Annotated in this window: 11 protein-coding genes; 4 read left to right on the top strand and 7 right to left on the bottom strand. The window is 59.1% G+C overall.

Annotated features, from left to right (window positions below; all coding sequences use genetic code 11):
- Window positions 1-57: 57 nt before the first annotated feature.
- Entirely contained in the window at window positions 58-498 is a 441-nt protein-coding gene (locus VH599_19570; GenBank protein HEY7350517.1) for a hypothetical protein, read from the bottom strand.
- A 105-nt stretch (window positions 499-603) separates the two neighbouring features.
- Window positions 604-3,222: an amylo-alpha-1,6-glucosidase gene (locus VH599_19575; protein HEY7350518.1), complete on the bottom strand. Its 2,619-nt coding sequence runs from the start codon at window positions 3,220-3,222 to the stop codon at window positions 604-606.
- Between the two features lie 335 nt (window positions 3,223-3,557).
- Here VH599_19575 and VH599_19580 point away from each other — a divergent pair, with 335 nt between their 5' ends.
- The 3 genes from VH599_19580 to VH599_19590 all read left to right on the top strand — a co-directional run bounded on the left by VH599_19580 (window position 3,558) and on the right by VH599_19590 (window position 5,507).
- Complete coding sequence (locus VH599_19580; GenBank protein HEY7350519.1) at window positions 3,558-3,845, top strand: hypothetical protein; 288 nt, start codon at window positions 3,558-3,560, stop codon at window positions 3,843-3,845.
- A gap of 244 nt (window positions 3,846-4,089) precedes the next feature.
- Entirely contained in the window at window positions 4,090-4,431 is a 342-nt protein-coding gene (locus VH599_19585) for a hypothetical protein (GenBank protein HEY7350520.1), read from the top strand.
- Between the two features lie 428 nt (window positions 4,432-4,859).
- Window positions 4,860-5,507: a TraR/DksA C4-type zinc finger protein gene (locus VH599_19590; protein ID HEY7350521.1), complete on the top strand. Its 648-nt coding sequence runs from the start codon at window positions 4,860-4,862 to the stop codon at window positions 5,505-5,507.
- 50 nt (window positions 5,508-5,557) lie between these two features.
- On the opposite strand, the gene VH599_19595 is transcribed toward VH599_19590, so the two are convergent.
- The gene (locus VH599_19595; protein ID HEY7350522.1) at window positions 5,558-6,004 is read right to left on the bottom strand and encodes a hypothetical protein; all 447 of its coding nucleotides are present in this window, start codon (window positions 6,002-6,004) and stop codon (window positions 5,558-5,560) included.
- A 228-nt stretch (window positions 6,005-6,232) separates the two neighbouring features.
- Between VH599_19595 and VH599_19600 the strand changes: the two genes are divergently transcribed.
- Entirely contained in the window at window positions 6,233-8,092 is a 1,860-nt protein-coding gene (locus tag VH599_19600) for an MEDS domain-containing protein (GenBank protein ID HEY7350523.1), read from the top strand.
- Window positions 8,093-8,187: 95 nt separating this feature from the next.
- On the opposite strand, the gene VH599_19605 is transcribed toward VH599_19600, so the two are convergent.
- From VH599_19605 to VH599_19620, 4 genes are all read right to left on the bottom strand, one after another.
- A complete protein-coding gene (locus tag VH599_19605; GenBank protein ID HEY7350524.1) occupies window positions 8,188-10,203 on the bottom strand; it encodes an ATP-binding protein in 2,016 nt (671 codons plus the stop codon).
- 78 nt (window positions 10,204-10,281) lie between these two features.
- Complete coding sequence (locus VH599_19610) at window positions 10,282-11,715, bottom strand: SpoVR family protein (protein ID HEY7350525.1); 1,434 nt, start codon at window positions 11,713-11,715, stop codon at window positions 10,282-10,284.
- 28 nt (window positions 11,716-11,743) lie between these two features.
- On the bottom strand, window positions 11,744-14,185 hold the full coding sequence (locus VH599_19615; protein ID HEY7350526.1) for a DUF444 family protein: 2,442 nt from the start codon (window positions 14,183-14,185) through the stop codon (window positions 11,744-11,746).
- Window positions 14,186-14,297: 112 nt separating this feature from the next.
- Window positions 14,298-18,812: an LAGLIDADG family homing endonuclease gene (locus VH599_19620; GenBank protein HEY7350527.1), complete on the bottom strand. Its 4,515-nt coding sequence runs from the start codon at window positions 18,810-18,812 to the stop codon at window positions 14,298-14,300.
- Window positions 18,813-19,741: the final 929 nt, after the last annotated feature.

Here is a 19,741-nt window from a genome sequence, read left to right on the forward strand (position 1 = left end):
ACTAGCCGTCTGCAAGGCGGCGCGACCAGTGGCGGGCGGGGGTGGCGCGAGTGGCCGTCAGGCGCGGGCGCTGGCGCGGAAAAATTCGCTGTGCGCCACCAGCGCGTAGATGATGAGGCCATCTACGACGAGAGTGAAGATGCCCAGGAGTGGGGCCGCTGGCAGGTAGAAGAACCAGCGGATGGCGCTGACACTGGCAATGATAATGCCGATGATGCGGCCCACTTCGCCGCCCCTCAGGATGTCGTAGCCAGCATAGAGGGCAATCACTGCGATGAGCGCGTCAACGATGCCCCATATCCAGAGGAAGCCTCCAAACTCGCCATAGGTGGCAGCAAGCATCCAGGGCGCGCGCAGGAACTCCAGCAGGGCCAGCGACAGTTCAAAACCGCCGAGTATGAACATCATGACTGCCGCAAACGTGACCAGGGCCGGACGCTGCGGCAGATTTTGCGGCAGCTCAGGCGTCAGGTCTTGAGGCGCTTTCGACATGGACATGTGACTTCTCTCCTTTTCGATACGGTGATCCTCAGCCATTCACTCGCGGCGCACTGTACGCCGCGAGTGAATGGCTCTCAGACTGCAATGAGCATGCCAGGCGCTTTATGCCTGCTCGCGGAAGCGGATCAGCCGATACCCACCCTCTTCCATAGAGACGGCCAGTTCGGCCAGGTCTTTGCCCTGGCTGACTTCGCCCGGAACCCAGGCATGCCACTCGCTGTTATAGATGTCTATCTGGTAGCGTTTTTGAGGTTCCAGCGTGTTCCCCAGCCTCAGCGGCACAAGGGCGGTTTGCTGGCCCGCCGATCCAACACAGACGAGGATTTCGCCAGGGTTCTTGAAGGCGATGTGCTGCGCCAGCGGGTTCAGCAGGAAAATCTCAGGGGTAATGTCTTCGGCATAGCGGTGCTGTTCCAGTTCTCGCTCTGTCTCAAGAGCGGTTGTGCCGTAGAGGTGAGCGCCGTCGCGCTGGCGGGTCGCAAAGAAGGCGATCTCTTGCCCATGATAGGGGAACCGCCGCAGCCCGACCCATTTCCAGTCGGCTGGCAGCAATGGATGGCTATGGAGCGTATTTTTGCGCAAGCTCAGGCCGCACACGCCGCTGACCGCCGCCAGCAGGAAGCGCGGCGGCTCCCAGGGCGAAAGGCGCATGCCCCGGTTGACCAGCGATTCCCCATCAATCCACTCGCTGAATTGTCCGGGGACAGTCAGATTTTTCTTGGGGTCGCGGGCGTAATATTCGAAGCTGGCGCGCAGGGCGCGAACCATGAACTCCGGGTGATACTTTGCGGCGGCAAAGGCATACCACCAGGTCACGCCGGGCCAGACGCCGCCCATCAAGCCCCACTGGCGATAGGGATCGTAGTCGGGGCTGATGCGACTGACAGTGCGAATGCCGGCGGGGGTCCAGAAGTCGGGGCTGTTGAGGCGGCTGATGATGCGGAAGGCGACTTGCGCATCGGCGACCCCGAACATGACGGGGAAAAGCTCGTCTGCCGTTACGTCGGTGACGATGTTGCCATCCAGGTCAATCGTGAGGTAATACAGGTGACTTTCGGGGTTGAGCAGATGGGTGTTCATGGCCTGAGCCAGTGCTTCGGCGGCCTCGTGGAACTTCCGGGCGTCTTCCTGCTGCTCTGGCTCGCCCAGCATTTCGGCCAGTTCAGCGGCCCAGCGGAGCGCAGCGACGCATTCGGCATTGATTTCGGCGACAGCGCCGTTGAGGGTGTAGTTGGGAATGATGTTACGCCAGCTTGCAATGCCATGATCTTCTACCCCGCGCGCCGTACACGTTACCAGCCCATATTTGCGCTCTGGCGGAATCTCATCGAGGAAGGTATCGCGCTGGCTCATGATGTAATAGGCGGCGCGGCGCACTGCCGGATAGATATGGCGCGTGTAGTCCATATCGCCTGTTATCAGGCAATGATGACGCGCAGCCATGATGAAGAGCGGGGTGTCGTCGTTGATATTGAGGCCATCGTCCTCCTGGTGATCGGTCACGGCGTTATAGTATTCGAGGATCAGCCCGCTGGGCCGCTGGCGTTTGGCAAAGGCATCCAGCAGGCGGCGCGAAAACTCCGGCATCAGGTAGTCGCAGCCCCAGGCAAACCAGGCCGCGTCGCGCGCGACCACCGCCGATGACAGGCTGGGGTCGTTGGTGAAGGCGGGGCCGGTGGGGAAGTCTGCCATGACGCGCAGCATATTGACCTTGGCCCAGGTAATTCCCTGGTTGATCAATGGATCAGGGGTTATCACCTGGCTGGGTTCGAGCGCGCGGGTGTACCAGGCGACGGTCTGGTTGAAGGCCGCCCCATAATCGGTGGCAGCCTGGAAGATATGGCGAGCGTCGGCCTCTCCTTCGTGCGAGAAGACGGTGACAAAGCCAAACTCCACTGTTTGCTGTGGCTGAAGCTCCACATCCACCTGCAAAGCGCCCAGGATTCTGCCCGTAGCGGAGGTGTCGTTCTTCAGCGGCAGCACATGGGTAGTTTCGTACATCTGCGTGGAATCGAAGCTGGTCTGCCAGCCCTTCACCTGGACCTGCGAGCCGACGACCCCGAAGATGCGCACCCAATCGGGGCGGCTCTGGTTCCGAGCGATGAGCGCGCCCCGCCCAAGGTCAGGCGCGTAGGTGGCCTGGAGGTCGAGGGGCGTCTTCCCGTGAAAGTGCGCGTAGCCATAAACGCGCAAGGTGCGCGGCTGGGTGTCGCGGTTCTGGATTTTGATCAGCGTGTAGACAATGGGCCTGTCCAGGTCGGAGAGATGGGGCGCTTCCGCTGGCGAGGTGACAGCAGGCACGAAGACGGTTTCCTCTATCGAGAGCCAGCCTGGCAGCGCGAAACGATGGCGTTGATAGGCGGGATGCAGCTCGAACTCTCCCGCTTCCTGGGGGCGGAGCTGGATAAAGGCTTCGGCGGCCCCATCAGCCGCAGCCCCCGCCTGGCCTACCCGGACAAGCCGCTGGCCGACGCCTGAGTAGCGCACACAGATGGCGCCCGTCACCTGTGTGCCAAGAAAGGTGCTGAAGAGGGTTTCGATGTCGCCGGTGCCTTTGGTGGTGAGCCAGCAGCGGCTGTTGCCGAGGCTGGCCCCCATCTCCAGCGCGGTATCCGCGAGGATATAGGTGGGCAAGCCGCGAGCCTGGCGCACCTGGCTGGCGTGGAACGGCTGGGCCGGGCTGATGTCATAGGCGAACGGAGGGGTAAGGGTGGTATCCATAGACAGGCTCCTTTGTAATCAAGCAACCAAGTAATCAAGTAATCAACAAGCGGCGCTCTCAATTTCCAGGGTGCAGAGCAAGGGCGCTGACATGTTCGGCTTGCGCCCTCCTGAAAAGTATAGGGTGTTTGCACGGGCATACCATGTATCAAAAGATGTATTTTTTCAGTGTTTCCTGTTTTCTGATCTGTCTGCCGCGAGGTGGCTGTGAGGAGCGTCGGCGCTCTATAGGAGAGGAATGAATCATTTGGTCTAGTTTTTGCATAACAAATGAGTAAGAGCAGACGACAAGGTAAGCCAGATCAGGTAAGCGAGAGCAGGAAAGGAGGGAAAATATGATCGAAGGAAGGCAACCGATAAATATTTTCCCGGAGGAGGAGATAGAGAGCGTCGCCAGGGCATGGGCAAGGAGTTATGGCTACAGGCTGCGAGAACCGCTGACCATTGTGCCTCTGCTCACGCTTGTCCCCGATGGCGAGCAAATCATGAGCGCCCGGCTTGAGGGCTGGAGCATTTTTGCCCAGGCCAGGCAGAAAACGACGGGCCGCGAGGTGACGGTGACGTTCCCTCTCAAACGGTTGGCAAGCAGTGTCGTTCCTGATGAAGAACCGCAAGAATGCTGATCGCTTCTTGACAAGAACAAACGTTCTAGTTATGATATACGTAAGTGCGGGTGAGAGGTTGGCATGAAACTCCGGGTGGGCCAGAAAATCTGCAACTCCCTTTCCCCTGAAGCGTATACTGAGATGAAACACTTGAAGGGCTGACGCGCAATGGGGCCGCGCCCTTCAAGGGCAAACGCGAGACAGGCCAGGGGTGAGCCTGCCGCGCGGCAACGCGCAGGGGCGCGAAAGGAGTTGAATCGTTATGATGCATTTGCAACCGCGCACAGGAACGTCGTTGGGCTTCAGTGAGCGAACTGAGCGTGTGCTGGCCTATCTGGTTCCGATCTTGTCGGGGCTGTTTTTCCTGACGGTGGAGCAGAATCGGTCTGTTCGCCGCCATGCCTGGCAGGCGATCATGATCTTTGTGCCTATCTTTGTGATCTATTTCATCCTGAGCTTTCTCAGCGGTATCTGGGTGATTGGCCTGCTCTTTGGCTTTGTCGCCGCGCTGGTCAAGTGGATTGGCATTACGCTGTGGGTGCTGCTGATGCTGGCGGCTTTTGTGACCGACGCGGTGTTTGTGCAGCCGAAGAGGCGCATCTAGGAGCGGCGCAAATACATTGAAATAAACGGCGTTCGCAGCAGAATGCTGCGGGCGCTTGAAGAGGGCGGCGCGCGAGCGAGGCGCGCCGCTCACGCTATCACTTTTTCGCGTTGAGGATGATAGGATAGCTATCACAGGACACGCTGTGCCAGATCGGAAGGCATGCGTGATGCCAAAGGGGCATGAGTCCTGCATATGCCTTGGGGAATGGGATGCCAGGCCCAGGTGTACATTCACGGCGCCCTGCGCGCTCCCGAAAAGTTGATAAACTGGCGCTCATTGGAGTAGGACTTTTTGGGGAAAGTCAGGTCGCTCATTCAGAGAATTGGCACGTGGAGTGCTAATTGGCTTGTAACACAGCGGTTTTTGTGGCGAGAGAGTTCGGCAATGGGGCCGATTTCGACGCCTATAGAGGGGAGAACAGACTTATGGAGGCTCGCAACAGGTACTCGTGGCGCGAGGGCGCTGGAGGGCCAGAATCTGGCGATCAGCAAAACGAAGCGGGCGCACAGACGCCAGAGCGCGTGCTGCCTCTGCGGCGGCGCTCAGGAACGGGCCGCCGTCGGGCGATGGAACCATCGGCTGATCGTCAGCGCAGCGGGGTAGATATGGTGGTCGGGCGGGCGCGCCCGGCGCCAGCGCCCGCTAACGAGACGTTTACGCGCCCGGCTCCGGCGACTTCTGGTGATCGCGGCGTGGTCGTTCCGCCAGGTCTGGCGGAGCAACTGCGCGAGCGCCAGGCCGAGTTGCAGGCCCGGCTGGAGCGGCTGGGCGCTGAGGCGCTGGAAGTGGATGAGGATGCCCGTCCACGCTACAGCAACCACCCTGCGGATGAGGTGATGGATATGCTGGATCGCGCTGGCCGCGATGCTGTGGCGAGAGTGCTGATGGATGATATGGCGCAGGTTGATCGCGCGCTCGAACGGCTTGCCAGTGGTTCGTATGGCTTGTGCGATGATTGCGGCCAACCTATTCCCCCCAAGCGCCTGGAGGCACGCCCCACCGCTACTCTGTGTGTCTCCTGTCAGGGCAAGCGCGAAGCGCAGATGGCGCGGCCTCGCCCGATAGCCCACTAGACAGCACGCGGGGCGGGAAGTTCTTCCCGCCCCGCTCTGTTTTTGCTGCACTATGCTGCCGAAAGAAGCGGACACGCCATCTGCGGCGCTTTGTCTATGGAGGTGACTTGCGCTGAAGCGGCAACCTGATTCAGCATGGCCTGGGTCAGATTGGGCGTGCCAATGGCGCTTAGCTGCTGCGTGCTGGCAAACGTGGCTTGCTGGTTGATCGGTCTGGGCGTGACGGTAGGATCACCGACAATCGGCCCGGGGTTGGGGCATTGTACCTGCAATTTCATTCCGGCGCTCTGAAGGATAGAGACCGCCTCGTCGTAAGTAGTCGTTGCGCTGAAGGTGATCTGCACAATCCCCTGATACCCCTGGGGTACGTTGATGGGCGCGGGCGTGCTGGCCGCCCCATTTGAGCCGGTGGGGCTTCCCCCTGGCTGGCACGCGGCCAGCGCCAATGCGAGGCATACCCCCGCCAGTATCCCGATGAGAACGTTGTTTTTCTTCATGACGGACGCTCTTCCCCTTTTGTGAAAAAATTTCCTTATTAATAGGGACGCATCAGGCGCACGAATGGTTCCGCTGGCCGCCCGGAAGGCGGGGCTACACGCGGCTGGCTTTAGATAGAGCTAACTAAAAGTCTCCCTGGCAATGTCTGTCGGCTCCTTGAGTTTCCCCTCAAAATAGGGTACGCTCTGAGGAGAGAGGTTCGATGGCAGAGAAGAGAGGTGCCTCCCATGACCACCCCCTCAAACTGGGCGCACATCCTTCACGAGCGGGATGCTATGGCGAGCCTTCCCCCCCATCAACGTGTGGCGGGAACGCCTGAACACTTTGTCCAGTTTTATGAGACCGATGATTTCCTCATGGATGCGGTGAGCAGCTTTATCGGGGCGGGGCTGGAGGCGGGAGAGGCTTGCATTGTTTTTGCCACGCAGGCGCATCGGGCGCTGCTTGAGGAACGCTTGCGGGCAGGCGCGGCGGACCTGGATGCCGCCCGCCTGCGCGGGGAGTATATCGCTCTTGATGCAAGCGAGATGCTGGCGCAGTTTATGGTGGACGGATGGCCCGCGCCGGAGCGGTTTGTGGAGGTTGTGGGGAGCCGGATTGTCCAGGCGGCCCGCAACGGGCGTCCTGTGCGCGTCTTTGGAGAGATGGTATCGCTGCTGGTGACGGAGGGAAACCAGGCGGCTGCCGTTCACCTGGAAGTACTCTGGAACATACTGCGCCAGAGTATGCCGCCCTTTTCGCTCTTCTGCGCCTATGCAATGCGCAGCCTGGTCGGCGATATGTATCGGACGCTGTTCGCCCAGCTTTGCGAGCAGCACTCAAAAGTTATGCCGACTGAGCGTTATGTGGCCCTGGCTGACCCGGACGAGCGGCTGCGCGCTATTGCCCTGCTACAGCAGAAGGCTGATTCGCTCGAAGCCGAGATTGCCGAACGCAAGAGAGCGGAAGAGCATCTGCGGATTTCTGAAAACCGCTATCGTCGCCTCTTTGAGGCGTCCACCGACGGAATCTTACTGGTTGATCCGGGTAATGGAGCTATTACCGCTACGAATCTCGCTATGACCGCCCTGCTGGGCTATACGCGCGATGAACTGCTGGGTCAGGAACTCTGGCAGATCGGGCTGTTTGCGGACCAGGCTGCGACGCTGGAGGTCTTGCGCGCGCTGCGGGAGCAGGAGGTACTGCGCTACGAGACGCTGTCGCTCTTGACCAAAGGCGGAGAACGTCGCTACGTCGAGTTGGTGAGTATTCTGTATCAGGCCAACGCGCATCAGGTTATCCAATGTAATCTGCGCGACATCACCGACCGCAAGCGGGCGGAAGAAGCCTTACGAGTGAGTGAGAAAGAACTTGAGCGGCAGCGAGAAGCTTTTGTTGGGATGATTACCCATGAATTACGGACGCCGCTGACTGCCCTGCAAGGAAATATTCAGCTAGCCCAGCGTCGGCTCACCCATATACTGGGCCAGGCGGAGCAGATGCCTGCGGAGCAGCAAGAGACATTGGAAGCGGTGCTGACTATGCTCAGCCGCAGCCGACAGCAATTGCGGGTGCAGCATCGTTTGATTGATGATCTGGTGGATGTCGCCTCTATTCAAGAAGGCAAATTGAAGGTGCATCTGGCCCCCTGCGATCTGAGCGAGCTGGTGTATGAGACGGTGCAAGATTACCAGGCAGCGCATCCCTCGCGTTTGATAACGCTGGAGTTGCCCGAACAAGACGCCCAGCGGGTGGAGGGGGATCGTGATCGCATCCAGCAGGTACTTGGTAACTATCTGGCGAATGCGCTGAAGTTTTCCCCGGAGAGCGAGCCAGTGCATGTCGGGCTTGCCCTGGAGGGCGAATCTGCTCGGGTCTGGGTGCAAGATCATGGGCCAGGCTTAACTCGTGAGCAGCAAGAACGTATCTGGGAGCGGTTTTACCAATCGCCGCAAACCCCGGTGCAGAGCGGGTCAAAGGTGGGTTTAGGGCTGGGCCTCTATATTTGCCAGCACCTGATGAGCAGGCAAGCGGGGCAGGTGGGCATCGAGAGTACGCCCGGCGGGGGGGCCACGTTCTGGTTCCAGCTTCCCCTGGTCCGCTCTTGACACGGGGCGTCATTCTGAACGGCTTGCCGTCGTGGAGCTATCCCCGGCAGAGACGGCGCTCATCCTGAAGCAGCGTGTTGCGAAAGCCTCAGCCTTCACTCGCCGATGCTTCGCTGTGACCCCGGCATCGTCGCTGGAGGAGTTTGAGCGTGAAGCGCCGTGTCATCCAGTGTTTCTTGTGCGGCGCGTGGCGGAGGGCGCGTCGGCAAGCTGAACCAGAAGGTGCTGCCCTGGCCGGGGGCGCTGGTAAGGCCGATCTGGCCGCCCATGCCTTCCACCAGCAGGCGACAGATGTAGAGGCCCAAGCCGGTGCCGCGAACGGTGCTGTTGATGCCGTCGGTCAGGCGCACGAACTTCTGGAAAAGCCGGGGCTGATCTGCCAGGGCAATGCCAGGGCCGTCATCATGCACATTGACGGTGACGCTGCCAGCGGTGTCGCTGGCGGCGGTGACGGTGATGGTGGTTTCGCTGGGAGAATACTTGACGGCGTTGGTCAGCAAGTTGAGCAAGATTTGCTGCACCTTGATTTCATCGGCCCAGACACTCAGGCCCGTCTGGACCTGATAGGTTAGCACCTGGCGGGCGCGCGCGCTGACCAGGGTGAGGACATTCTCGATGAGGGGATCAAGGTTCACCTGCTGGAAACTCAGCTTGGAGCGGTCTAGTTCGCCGCGCGTGCCGTCGAGGATGTTGTTGAGGAGCAGCACGATCTCTTCGCTTGCCATGCGCGCGCGGTTTAAGAAGTGCTGAGCGCGGTCATCGCTGATGCTGCCAGGGTAGTCGCCTAGTAGTTCTAAGAAGCCCATCACGGCGGTGAGTGGGGTGCGCAGTTCGTGCGAGGCCATCAGCAGGAAGAGGTCTTTCAACTGGTCCAGTTCAGTAGCGCGCTCCAGGGCCGCGCGCAATTTTTCGTGCAGGCTGGCGCGGCGAATAGCGGTGGCAGCCTGATCGGCCAGCATCGCCAGCACATGCTGGAGTTCAGGTGAGAAGGAAGCAGGCGCGCCGTGTCCGATGCTCAGCACGCCGATGACCTGTTGCTCGGCGATCAGCGGCAGCGCCAGCAGGGCGTGAATGCCCAGGAATTGGGTGGCGGGTACGTTGGCGTTGCGGGGGTCTGTCTGGGCTTGCTCGGCGTAGAGCATTTCGCCCTGAGCAAAGCACTGTCCCACAAAGCCTTTGCCAGCCTGGGCAGGGAATGCGCTCATGTCTACGTCTTCGATGGGATAAATGGCACGCGGGGCGACGACCATGAGTTCTTCCTGATCAGCGGTGGGCAGATGAAGCGCGGCATAAATGCCGTTGCTGATCTCCAGGGCGGCGCTGGTGATGCGTTCCAGCATGTCGCTGAGGCGGGGAGTGGTGAGCAATTCGTGGCCGATGCGATGGAGGGTGACAAGCTGATCAGCATAACGCTGGGCGGCGTCGCGCTCGCGCTGCGCCTGCTGATAGAGCCGGGCGTTGCATAAAGCCACGACCATCATATCGGCGACGGCGCTCAGCAGATCGAAGTCTTGCTCATCCAGCCGCCGCCTGGCCGATTCGATATTGAGGAGGCCCAGCACCTCGCGTCCCTGCGCCAGAGGGATAGCGATCTCTGACATGCCGCCGGGCAGCAGGGCGATATAGTCGGGGTCGCTGCGTACCTCGGGCAGCATGGTCGCTTGCCCGGTACGGGCGGTTCGCCCGATCACGCCGCGCCTGAGCGAGATGTTGGCCGGGGCAGCGTTGTCGCCGCTGGTGGTGCGCCGGACCAGCCGCCACTTTGCCAGTTCAGCGAGGTCTGGCGGCTCGTGGGCGTCTGGCTCAGGGGCAAGATAAGGTCGCGGGCTGGTGAACCAGGGGATAGCCGTCTGCGCGAGGTCTACCTCTGGCAGTTCTTGATCCCCGGTTCTCTGGAAGAGCGCAGCCATCTCGATGGTGTAAATGGACGTGCGATCATAGGCGAAGGTTTGCCGCAGCAGCGTGACGACGGTTTCGCAGAGTTCCTGGGGGTCCAGGTGGATGTTGATGAGGCGGCTGATGCGGGTGAGGGCCAGCAGCTTCCCGCTGGCGCGCGCCTCTTCGCCGAGCGCCTCGGTTTGGATAGGCACGTCATCTGCTGGTGATGCCATGAAGGAGTCCTTCCTGCCCTGGTGGGTGGTGAAGGCTGCCTGCGGCGGGCCGCTGCTATGTCCCGGCACTCTCGCTCGCTAGCCGCGCTCTTTGTCGAGATTGATGCGCTGATTTTTGTCGCCATCATAGGAGAGCAGGATTCGCCGCTCGTCATAGACGGTTTCGAGGTGGACAGGCCGACCCCAAAGCTGGTAGACGTATTGCAGCGTTTTTTCGCCATAGATCAGATCGAGTTCCTGCCCCTCGAAGCGGTGTTTGAGATAGAGTTCAGAGTTGCGGCGATAATCAGCGTCTTCGATCACCAGATAAGGATACCCGAAGTTGGTCATGCTGGCAACGATAGAGTCGCGCACTTTCTGCCAATCTTTTTCGACGATGACCCACTCGTCGCCCTCTTTCTTATAGATGTAGAGGTCCAGGTCTTGGATGAGTTCTTTGGTGAGGTAGTTGCGCAGCAGCGAGACATCGTTTTCCAGTTCGCGCACCTCAAAGATTTTGGCGCGCCCCTGGCCTGGCTTGCGCCCCAGCCGTTCCCGTTCTTCTTCTGTCGGGTTGTCCCAGCGCCGCTCGATGTCCTCTAGAATCTTATAGCCCAGGTGGTAGGGGTTCAGGTGGGTGCGCGAGGGCGCCAGCACTCCGGCGTGCATCTGGGCGAACTGGGTCGCTTCGTCATTTCCCAGGTCCATCTCGCGCATAATCCGGGCGTGCCAAAAACTGGCAAATCCCTCGTTTAATACCTTGGTCTGCATCTGGGGCAGGAAGTAGAGCATCTCCTCGCGCACGATCATGATGATGTCGCGCTGCCATTCTTCCAGGTCGGGGGCGTGTTCGGCCAGAAAGCGCAGGACGTCTTTTTCCGACTCTGGCGGGAACTTGCGCGGCTTGTGGAAATACGCTTCGTCTTCTTCTTCGAAAAGGCTTTCGCGCTTTTCCAAGTCCCAGAGGTCGTCATAGGGGCCAGCGCCTGGTTTGGCTGGCTCTTCTTTTTTATCGGGCTGCTTGCGCGAGAAGGCGTTGGGGTCTATATGTTCTTCAATGGACAGCACTGCGTCGAGAAAGCGTTCCACTTCCTGGACGCCATGATCGAATTCGTACTTGCGGATGCGGTCGGCGTGGATGCCGACTTTTTCGATCATGCGCCGCGAGGTGCTCTGGAAATAGGCGTTGTTCTTGAAGAAGTCACTGTGACCCATGACGTGAGCGATGACGACTTTGTTCTGCAAGAGATCGTTTTGCTCCATGAGGTAGGCGACGGCAGGGTTGGTATTGAAAATGACCTCGTAGATTTTGCTCAGGCCATAGTCGTACTGGGTCTTCATCCGATAGAAGGCTTTGCCGCGCGTCCAGTGGTTGAAGCGAGCAGGCAAGCCATAGGCGGCGTCTTCGTACATTTTGTAGGAGGTGACGAGTTCAAAAAAGACGGGGAACGGGTCCAACCCAAAGCCTTTGGCGATTTCGATAATCTGCTCTTCAGCTTTGACCAGTTCGTCCAGGTCTTTATCCTGGGTCATCTATTTGCTCGCTTTCCAGGGGCAGCCATCATCGTATCTTGCCGCTGCTCACTGCCGCCTCGCCTTCGCGCAGCGAGAAGAACTTGCGCAGCGCGGGGTAGACTTCCTTTTTGTCGGAGATGGTCACGGCGATGAACTTCTTATCGTTGATTTTGTTATAAGCCGACATCAGCGTGCTGGGCGAGCGGTAATGGCCCTCCCGAATCTCGCCATAGCCAAAGAGGTTGCACATCTGCATCAGCTTGTGGACGAGCTGCACGCACTTTTCGTTATCCCAGGGCAGGTTATCGCCATCGGAAAAGTGGAAGGGATAGATGTTCCAGTCGTTGGGGTTATAGCGTTCCTGAATGATCTGAAGGGCCAGTTCGTAGGCCGAGGAGACCTGGGTACCGCCGCTTTCGCCCTTGTGGAAGAACTCTTCTTCGGTGACTTCTTTGGCCTCGGTGTGGTGGCTGATGAAGACGATCTTGACGTTGTTGTACTTGGTGCGCAGGAAGCGCACCATCCAGAAGTAGAAGCTGCGGGCGATGTATTTCTCGAACTCGCCCATGCTGTTGTGGCTCAGCATGCCGTCGATGATGTAATTGTGATGTGTCGCCACCTCGAAGTCGTAGACCTGCACGTCTTCGGTGATCGGACTGATGCTCTGGACACGCGAGACGATCAGGCCACGCTTCAAGACACTACGGATGTATTCCTGGTCTACCAGCGTGGCGGTGGCGCTGCCTGCCGGCGTGCGCAGCTGCTGCTGGGAGAGCGTGTGCGTCTGCGGGCGATAGTAGGTGTAGAGGCGCGTATGTCCGGCAACATGGGCAAAGCGCGTGCGCCAGTTCTCCTCTGCCAGGATGTATTTGCTGCGCATGGCGTCAATGCCAGCGGACTGCTTTTCGACCAGCTTCGCCAGCTTTGCGCGCTTCTGCGGGCAGCCAAAGCCGATGTATTGCGCAAAGAGCAGGACATCCTTGGCGTTGACGGAGAGCGTGTAATAGATGCCAGCCCGGATGCTCTTTTCGCCCATGCGGCTCTCGCCCTGCTCATAGTCGCGTACTCGCGCGCGAATGCCCCAATAGGAGAGCAAGTGCTTGATCTGGGTAACAAGCTGCTTGCTGGATGAATAAAAGAGCAAGCCGTGATGCGCCACGCTGGCCTCGGCATCGAAGAGGCCGCGCAGGAAAGCGGCGCGTATCTCTGGCGGCTCGCGGTAGATAGCCTCGTCAATGTAACGATAGCGCGAGCGGCGTTTCAACATAGGATATTGTTGCGCCAGTTTGCGGGCTAGCGGCGCACGATTAAAGTAGATGCGCTGGCGGTTCTGGGGGCCAGGGCGATGACTGATGATGCCCTGCACGCCGAAGCCGCGCTGGAATGCCGCGCGGTAGAGGCGCAGGCGTTCCTCGCTCTCATCGGTCACTAAGATAGTTGAACTATTCGGGCTGATATAGATGTGTCCATCGCCGAGCAGGACGCCCAGCATATAGGCTTGATCTTCCATGAGGGTTGCTGCTGGTTGATTGGCCGTGCTGCCCCAGGTGTTCACCAGGATCAGCTTGTCGCCAGCGGCCAGTTCATCGGCGCGCTTCTCGATGATGAGATTATTTCGCTCGTCGTAGACGAAATACACGTGCTGCGGCGTGGCGCGCAGGTTGGCATCTTCGGTTTCGATAGCCAGCGTCTGGGGCGCGGTCTTGGTGAAGGTGTTGGTGACGTGTGAAGTCGTTTTCTCCAGCGTGTCCAGATCAAGGCACGCCACCTCATCGCCAACTACCACCTCCGAGACATCCTTATAGGAGCCATCGGCCATCTCGATATGATGCCCGCTCGTATGGCAACCGGAAATATCCATCATCGCCATGACGACGGCGTTGGATTGATATTTGATCGTCGGCTCCCAGACTTTGTAGCGCAGGTCTTCGTTCTTCAGGTCGTGGAAGGTGGGGTCGCCTTTGGCGGCGTTGCGCTTGATGTTCTCCAAAATGGTGCGCTTCTTGTCCAGGTTTGCCAGTGGTCCCTTCTTGCGCACATCGGTGAAGCGCACCGATTGGGTTTCCATCTCGGCCAGCTTCTTCTCTTCCAAAAAGGGCAGCCCCAGGTCTTCGAAGATCAGCGCGGCCAATTCGTCCAGACTGATTTCGGCTTCGTAATAGTCGTAGCCAGGGTCTTCGCCCGCGTCGCCTTTGCGGCCTCGGCCCCGACCCTGGCGCGGCTCCTGGGCGATGACATCGCCCACTTTGCTTTTGCCGTCGCCCTGGCCGGATTGCTCCTGGCGTCCGGGGTCGTAGCGGAAACGATATTCATCGAGCGAGCGAATGGGTACTTTGATGATGGATTTGCCATCGGAGAGAATGATGTTCTCTTCGCTGACAATATCGGCGAGGTTCTTTTTGACGGCCTCTTTGATTTTCTGCTTGTGGCGTTCCTGGTCAATGTGGCCTTTGCGGTGCAGCGACCAGTCAGGGCGGGTGACGGGCATACTGGCGGCCCTCCTCTATGACAACGGTGGATGGTGGGAAGTGTTGTCCACCATCCACCAGTGCGCTCACGCTCGCATCCTACGCCTGGGCAACACAGGGACGACGAACCGTTTAGCGGTTCAGCAGCGTCCCGGCGTACTTGAGCAGTTCGTTGGCGCAAACGGGGCAGTAGCCGTGATCGCTGATGAGCCGGTTGACGACCTCATTGATTTTCCTGAGCTGCTCGGCGTCGGGGGTGCGTGTGGAGGTGGTGATCTTCACCACGTCGCGCAGGTCCGCGAACAGTTTTTTCTCAATCGCTTCCTTGAGCCGTTCGTGGCTGGTGTAGTCGAAGGTCTGGCCCCGGCGGGCGAGCGAGGAGATGCGAATCAAGATTTCCTCGCGGAAGGTTTTCTTCGCGTTCTCGGTGATGCCAATCTGCTCTTCGATAGAGCGCATCAACTGCTCGTCCGGCTCCAGGTCTTCATCCGTGATGGGGTCGCGGACCTTGGTTTTGTTGCAATACGCTTCGACGTTATCCAGGTAGTTATTGAGCAGCGTGCGCGCCGACTCCTCGTAGGAGTAGACAAACGCGCGCTGGACTTCTTTCTGCGCCAGTTGGTCGAACTCTTTCCGCGCTTCGGAGATGAAGTTGAGATAGCGGTCGCGCTCGTCGCGGGTGATGCCGGTGTGCTGGTCCAGGCCATCGCGCAGGGCGCGCAGGGCGTCAATGGGGTTGATGCAGGTGACATTTTCGCGCACCAGGGCGCTGGAAAGCCGGTTGATGATGTAGCGCGGGGAGATGCCTTCCATGCCCTCGCGCGTGGCCTCATCCTGCAATTCTTTGATGTCCTTTTGCTTGAAGTCCTCCAGGTCTTCACCGTCATAGAGCTTGAGCTTTTTCAGCAGGCTCATGCCAGCCTTCTTGGACGGCTCCAGCCGGGTCAACACGGCAAAGGTGCTGGCAATGCGCAGCGTGTTGGGGGCGAGATGGACATTTTGCATGGCGCTCTGCTTGAGCAGTTTCTCGTAAATCTTGACTTCATCAGTGACGCGCAGGTTATAGGGTACTTTGATAAGAATGATGCGGTCCTGTAATGCCTCAGATTTGCGGTTGCCGATGAACGACTGGAACTCGGCCTCATTGGTATGGCTAACGACGACCTCATCGGCGTAGATCATGCTAAAGCGGCCCGTCTTGATGTTCTGTTCCTGGGAGAGTGTGAGCAGGACGTACAAGAACTTTTCGTCGCAGTTGTGATTGACGAAGCCGTTGGCGATGAAGGTATTGGAGCCAGGCACGTTGAAGTCCCAGCAGTCGGCTTCGCTGTCCTCGATGGAGACAATCTCGTCATAGAACTGGGCAGGATTGAGCAGGGCGCTCAGGCCAGGAGGCGGCTCGACCCAACCTTCCAGCTTACTCAGGAGCTTCGTTGCCATTTCGCGGGTGCAGGTGTTCGTGCCTGTTCGCACCATATGCAGGTTAGTATACTGCTCACCGAGTATCTGCCAGGCTCCCTCGCGGGCACGGTAGCCAACGCCACCAACGACCATGGCGCGCGCTTTCACAACGCGCTGGAGATCATCCGAGATGGACGCCCAATACTGGGCAGTGTTGGGAATGACATCGGCGCGTCCGGCGCGCGGCTGCTCGGCGCGGCGCTTCTCGTAGATGAACTGCTTACGCACCGGCAGCAGCCGCATCTGCGTCGCCAGGTGATCAGCGTCCTCGCCGCTGGCGGTCACCGTCCAATAGTTCTGATAGGGGGCGTCTTTTGCCGCGCGCTGGCGTGTCTTGACGCGGCGGCTGACTACTCCCAGGTTGAGCAGGACAATCTGAAGCTGCTCTGCCAGCCGCTCCGAGGCAGTTGTCCAGGAGAGTCGTCCGCCGAGATTGACAGTACCATCGCCTGCAAAGTAGCCAGCCAGGAACTCCAGTACGCACTCGCGCGAGGACTGAAGCGCCGACCAGGGAATCTCTTTGTTGTACGCGCCGGTCTTGAAGCCAAGATAGCTGAGCAAATCAAGCAGGGCTACGTTATTAAGCTGGATGACTTTCTTATAGCAGCGTGGGCTGATGCCAAAGAGTTCACTGGTTAGTTGGCAGTAATCAGCCCGCAGTTCTTCTTCGACATTGCTAAAGCGGATAGTTCCATCGGGTCGGGCGTCGCCCTCCCCTGTCAGATAGCCAAGCCAGCGTGCCAGGCCAGGGGTCATGCGTTCAGGTGTCTTGATACGCGAAGCCAGAATTGGACGCTTCGGCTGCCACTGAATCTCGACATCCTGGCCCCAGAGGTTTTGCCCTTTCTGCATGACGACCCAATCGCCAACCTTGAACTCATCAAGTCTTCGCCAAACTTGCACACCTTCGTTGTTGACGACCTGGATGCGATGCTCAAATGTACCCTCTGAGATATAACCGCGCCGGGTAGTGACGCGCTTCGTTGGCTGAACGCCTGCATGATAGAGATGCGCTGCCGTCTCAACACCCATGCTGCTGGCAATCTGCACCTCAACCGGGCGCGATTCGCCTGCCGGGTGGTCTGGCTGAGCGAATGAATCGAGCCTGCGAATGCCTGATTGTGTGAATGTCAAAACACCGCCTGATTGGCATTTCAACATTTCTATGAACTCCATCAGCCCTCGGTTGGCGATGTTGAGTTCACCGTCGAAGCGGTAGGCGCGGGGGTCGCTTTCTACGCCAACTTCGCCAATAGTGGAGAGATCAATACCGCCTACTAGCTCGGCGACATCCTGGCTGTTGTGCTGGACGAAGCCATCAGCCACGAAGGAGTGTGTGCCTGGCACGAGCAGATCATAGACCGGCTCAATGCCTGCGGGGCGCATTTCGCGGACGGTGAGCCAGAGGTATTGCTGGCGCACCAGTGACGCCAGTGCGGTTCCCGCCAGTTCCGGTTGTTCAGCCAGCACCGTTTGCGCGCGCCCGTAAGAAAGTTCGCGGTGTCCGGCAATGATACGGGCGAGATAGCTATTGCCACCATGCCCGTTCAGCAGCGTACCGCCGTGTGGAAGGTGATCGTAATTCGTTTTGGCGCTGCGCGTCTCGCGCAGGGGGCTGGTGGCCTTCTCGCGCAGCGAGGGAATCAATGCGACCAGATCAAGCACTTGATCGCCGCGCAGGGTCACGTTATAGTAGCGCACGCTTTCAATCTCACTGCTCCAGAGCGAGCCAACCACGCCAAGATTGAGCAGCAAAGCATGGACCTGGCGCGCAAGCTGGCGGGATTTCGATGCGTACTTGAAGGTATTGGAGCCGGAGGAATCGCCGCGAATGGTGGCATCACCCCAGAAGAGACCTTCAAGGAAGGCCAGCACATCAGCCTCGCTGCTGGCAAGGACGGCAGCGGGGATCGTCTTGGCTCCAGAGCCGCGCTTGATGCCCAGTTCGCTACGCAGCCAGGCGCTCAGCGCCTTATTGCTGATCGAGATATTATAGTTGTACGTTTGCCCCTTGCGGTGCGGGATGGCCTCCAGGTCGAATAGGGTGCGCGTCAACTGGACAAAGCGATCAATCAGCGCCTGGGAGGCATTGACAAACCATGTTTCATAGGGTGTAACGCTGCCCTCGGCGGTCAGCAGACCCAACCAGTAGGCTAATTCGGGTGTCATTGTCCTGGGCTGGAGCGGCAGTGGATAGAAGCTGTCTGGCAAGGGGGCGCTCTGGCCGAAGATATGGGAGCCCCGAGCCAGGGCGACATAATCGCCTGGCTGAAGTTCGCCGATCTTCTTCCAGGTGGTTTCACCGCCGGGCAGCAGCGTCAGCAGTGGGTGGTTGGCTGTGCCGCGAATGGTATAGCCCAGGTTGGTTTCTACTTCGTAGATCGGCTGGAAGCCGCCACAGTAGAACTTTGCCGATTGCTCTGGGCCATCCACGCCCAGCACCGTCGTCTCAAAAGGTACAAACTCGTCTTCGCGTGGCTTGCGTTCCAGCGAGAGGTAGATGTCCTCCATAGTTTGCATTCCCTCGCTGGTCAGAACAAGCGTATCGCCAGTGACACACTTCGGATCAGATGGGGTGAAGGTGCCGATGCCGATGCGGTACTTTTCGCTGAAGCCGATGCGTTTGACGGGTACTTCTTCGATCTTGCCGCTGTACTTGTCTTCGATCATCCAGCGGCAGTGGGGGCAGAGGTCGCCTTCGATGTAGAGGCCAAACTCGCGCTCCACATCTTCGCGCAGATCGATGGGGATGAGGTGCAGCGGCTCCTCGTGCATGGGGCAGTCTCGGATGGCGTAGATGGCCCCTTCTGTGGAGCGGGTATATTGCTCCAGCCCGCGCTTGAGCAGATAGACGATGGTGGATTTACCACCGCCAACCGGCCCCATGAGCAGGAGAATACGTTTGCGCACCTCCAGGCGTTGGGCGGCAGAGTGGAAATATTCCGCGATCTGCTGGAGCGGTTTCTCCAGCCCAAAGATTTCCTGGCTGAAGAATTTGTAGCGGGGTTCACCGCTGCGGCTGGTCTCGGCGCCAGCCGCCATGATCATGTTATAAATCCGTTCATGGGACAACTGTGCGATGGAAGGCTGTTTGGTCACAATCTCAAAATATTGCGCGAATGTGCCTTCCCACGCCAGTTCCCGCTCCCGATCTCGATACTCCTCTAGCCGCTTAACCAGGTCCATGTGGGTAAACCTCGCTTCCTGAATCCGGCACTAAGCTACGAAAGGCTGGATTTATCTCAACGCCTGTCGAGGTAAAACCAGCCCTTCCAGCGTCCGCGGCTACAATGTAGCATTCTCGCCTGGTCGTTGATGAAGTTAAAGGACATAAAGGACAAAAGAGGGGAAACTCGAAGTCGAGCGCCAGCCCTCAGGCTCAATACTCATACCAGCTTTCTTTTAGGAACGCGATGAGCAAGATGTATACCAGGTTGTCTGCTCGCCCTGCTGGTATTATGTAGCATAGCCCAGTCGGCTGTTTCTGTCAAGAGCGCAGCCTGCGCGCCTTCCGCCTCTCTATCCGTCGGCCACCTCGTTCATGGGGAGGAACTTTTCCAGGGTTGATGCTCTCGTAGCATCTTGATGGCACAAACCCGCGTGCGCATCGCATCTCTACATTACACTCAGTATACCACATTCTGTCGCAGATGGGCAGAGGGCAGACCCGTGTCTGAGTACCTTGCTTTTGGGTGGGACGTTTGCCCTGGGTTCCACCAATGATCGGAGGTTGCCGCTGGTAGCGCCGCCGTCTCGGCAGCCAACGGTGGCCTGCTGGTCCGCTGGCCTGGAGGGCGAACGCTCGCCAGGGCGCAGCGTTGGCCGCCTGGAAGGGACGCGCGAGCGAGGCGCAGCCGAGCGAGAATGGCCGCGCCCAGCGCGGTCAAGCGGCCCTTCCCGAAGGGAGGCGGCGCTACAGGTGGACCTTGCTTTTGGGTGGGACGTTTGCCCTGGGGCTTGTTTGACAGTGCCGGGCGGTGTCGCTATAATTGGGCAATTCGTAAGCATGTGATCGGGCTGGCTCTCCTTTGCTTCCGGCGCTTCCAGGGTCCGGTTCTGTCGGCATCAGCGGTTGGCTCATAGGTTGTGTCCCTGTACCAGAGAGAAGAGGAATT

It is taken from the genome of Ktedonobacterales bacterium (assembly GCA_036557285.1).
Classification (GTDB): Bacteria; Chloroflexota; Ktedonobacteria; order Ktedonobacterales; family DATBGS01; genus DATBHW01.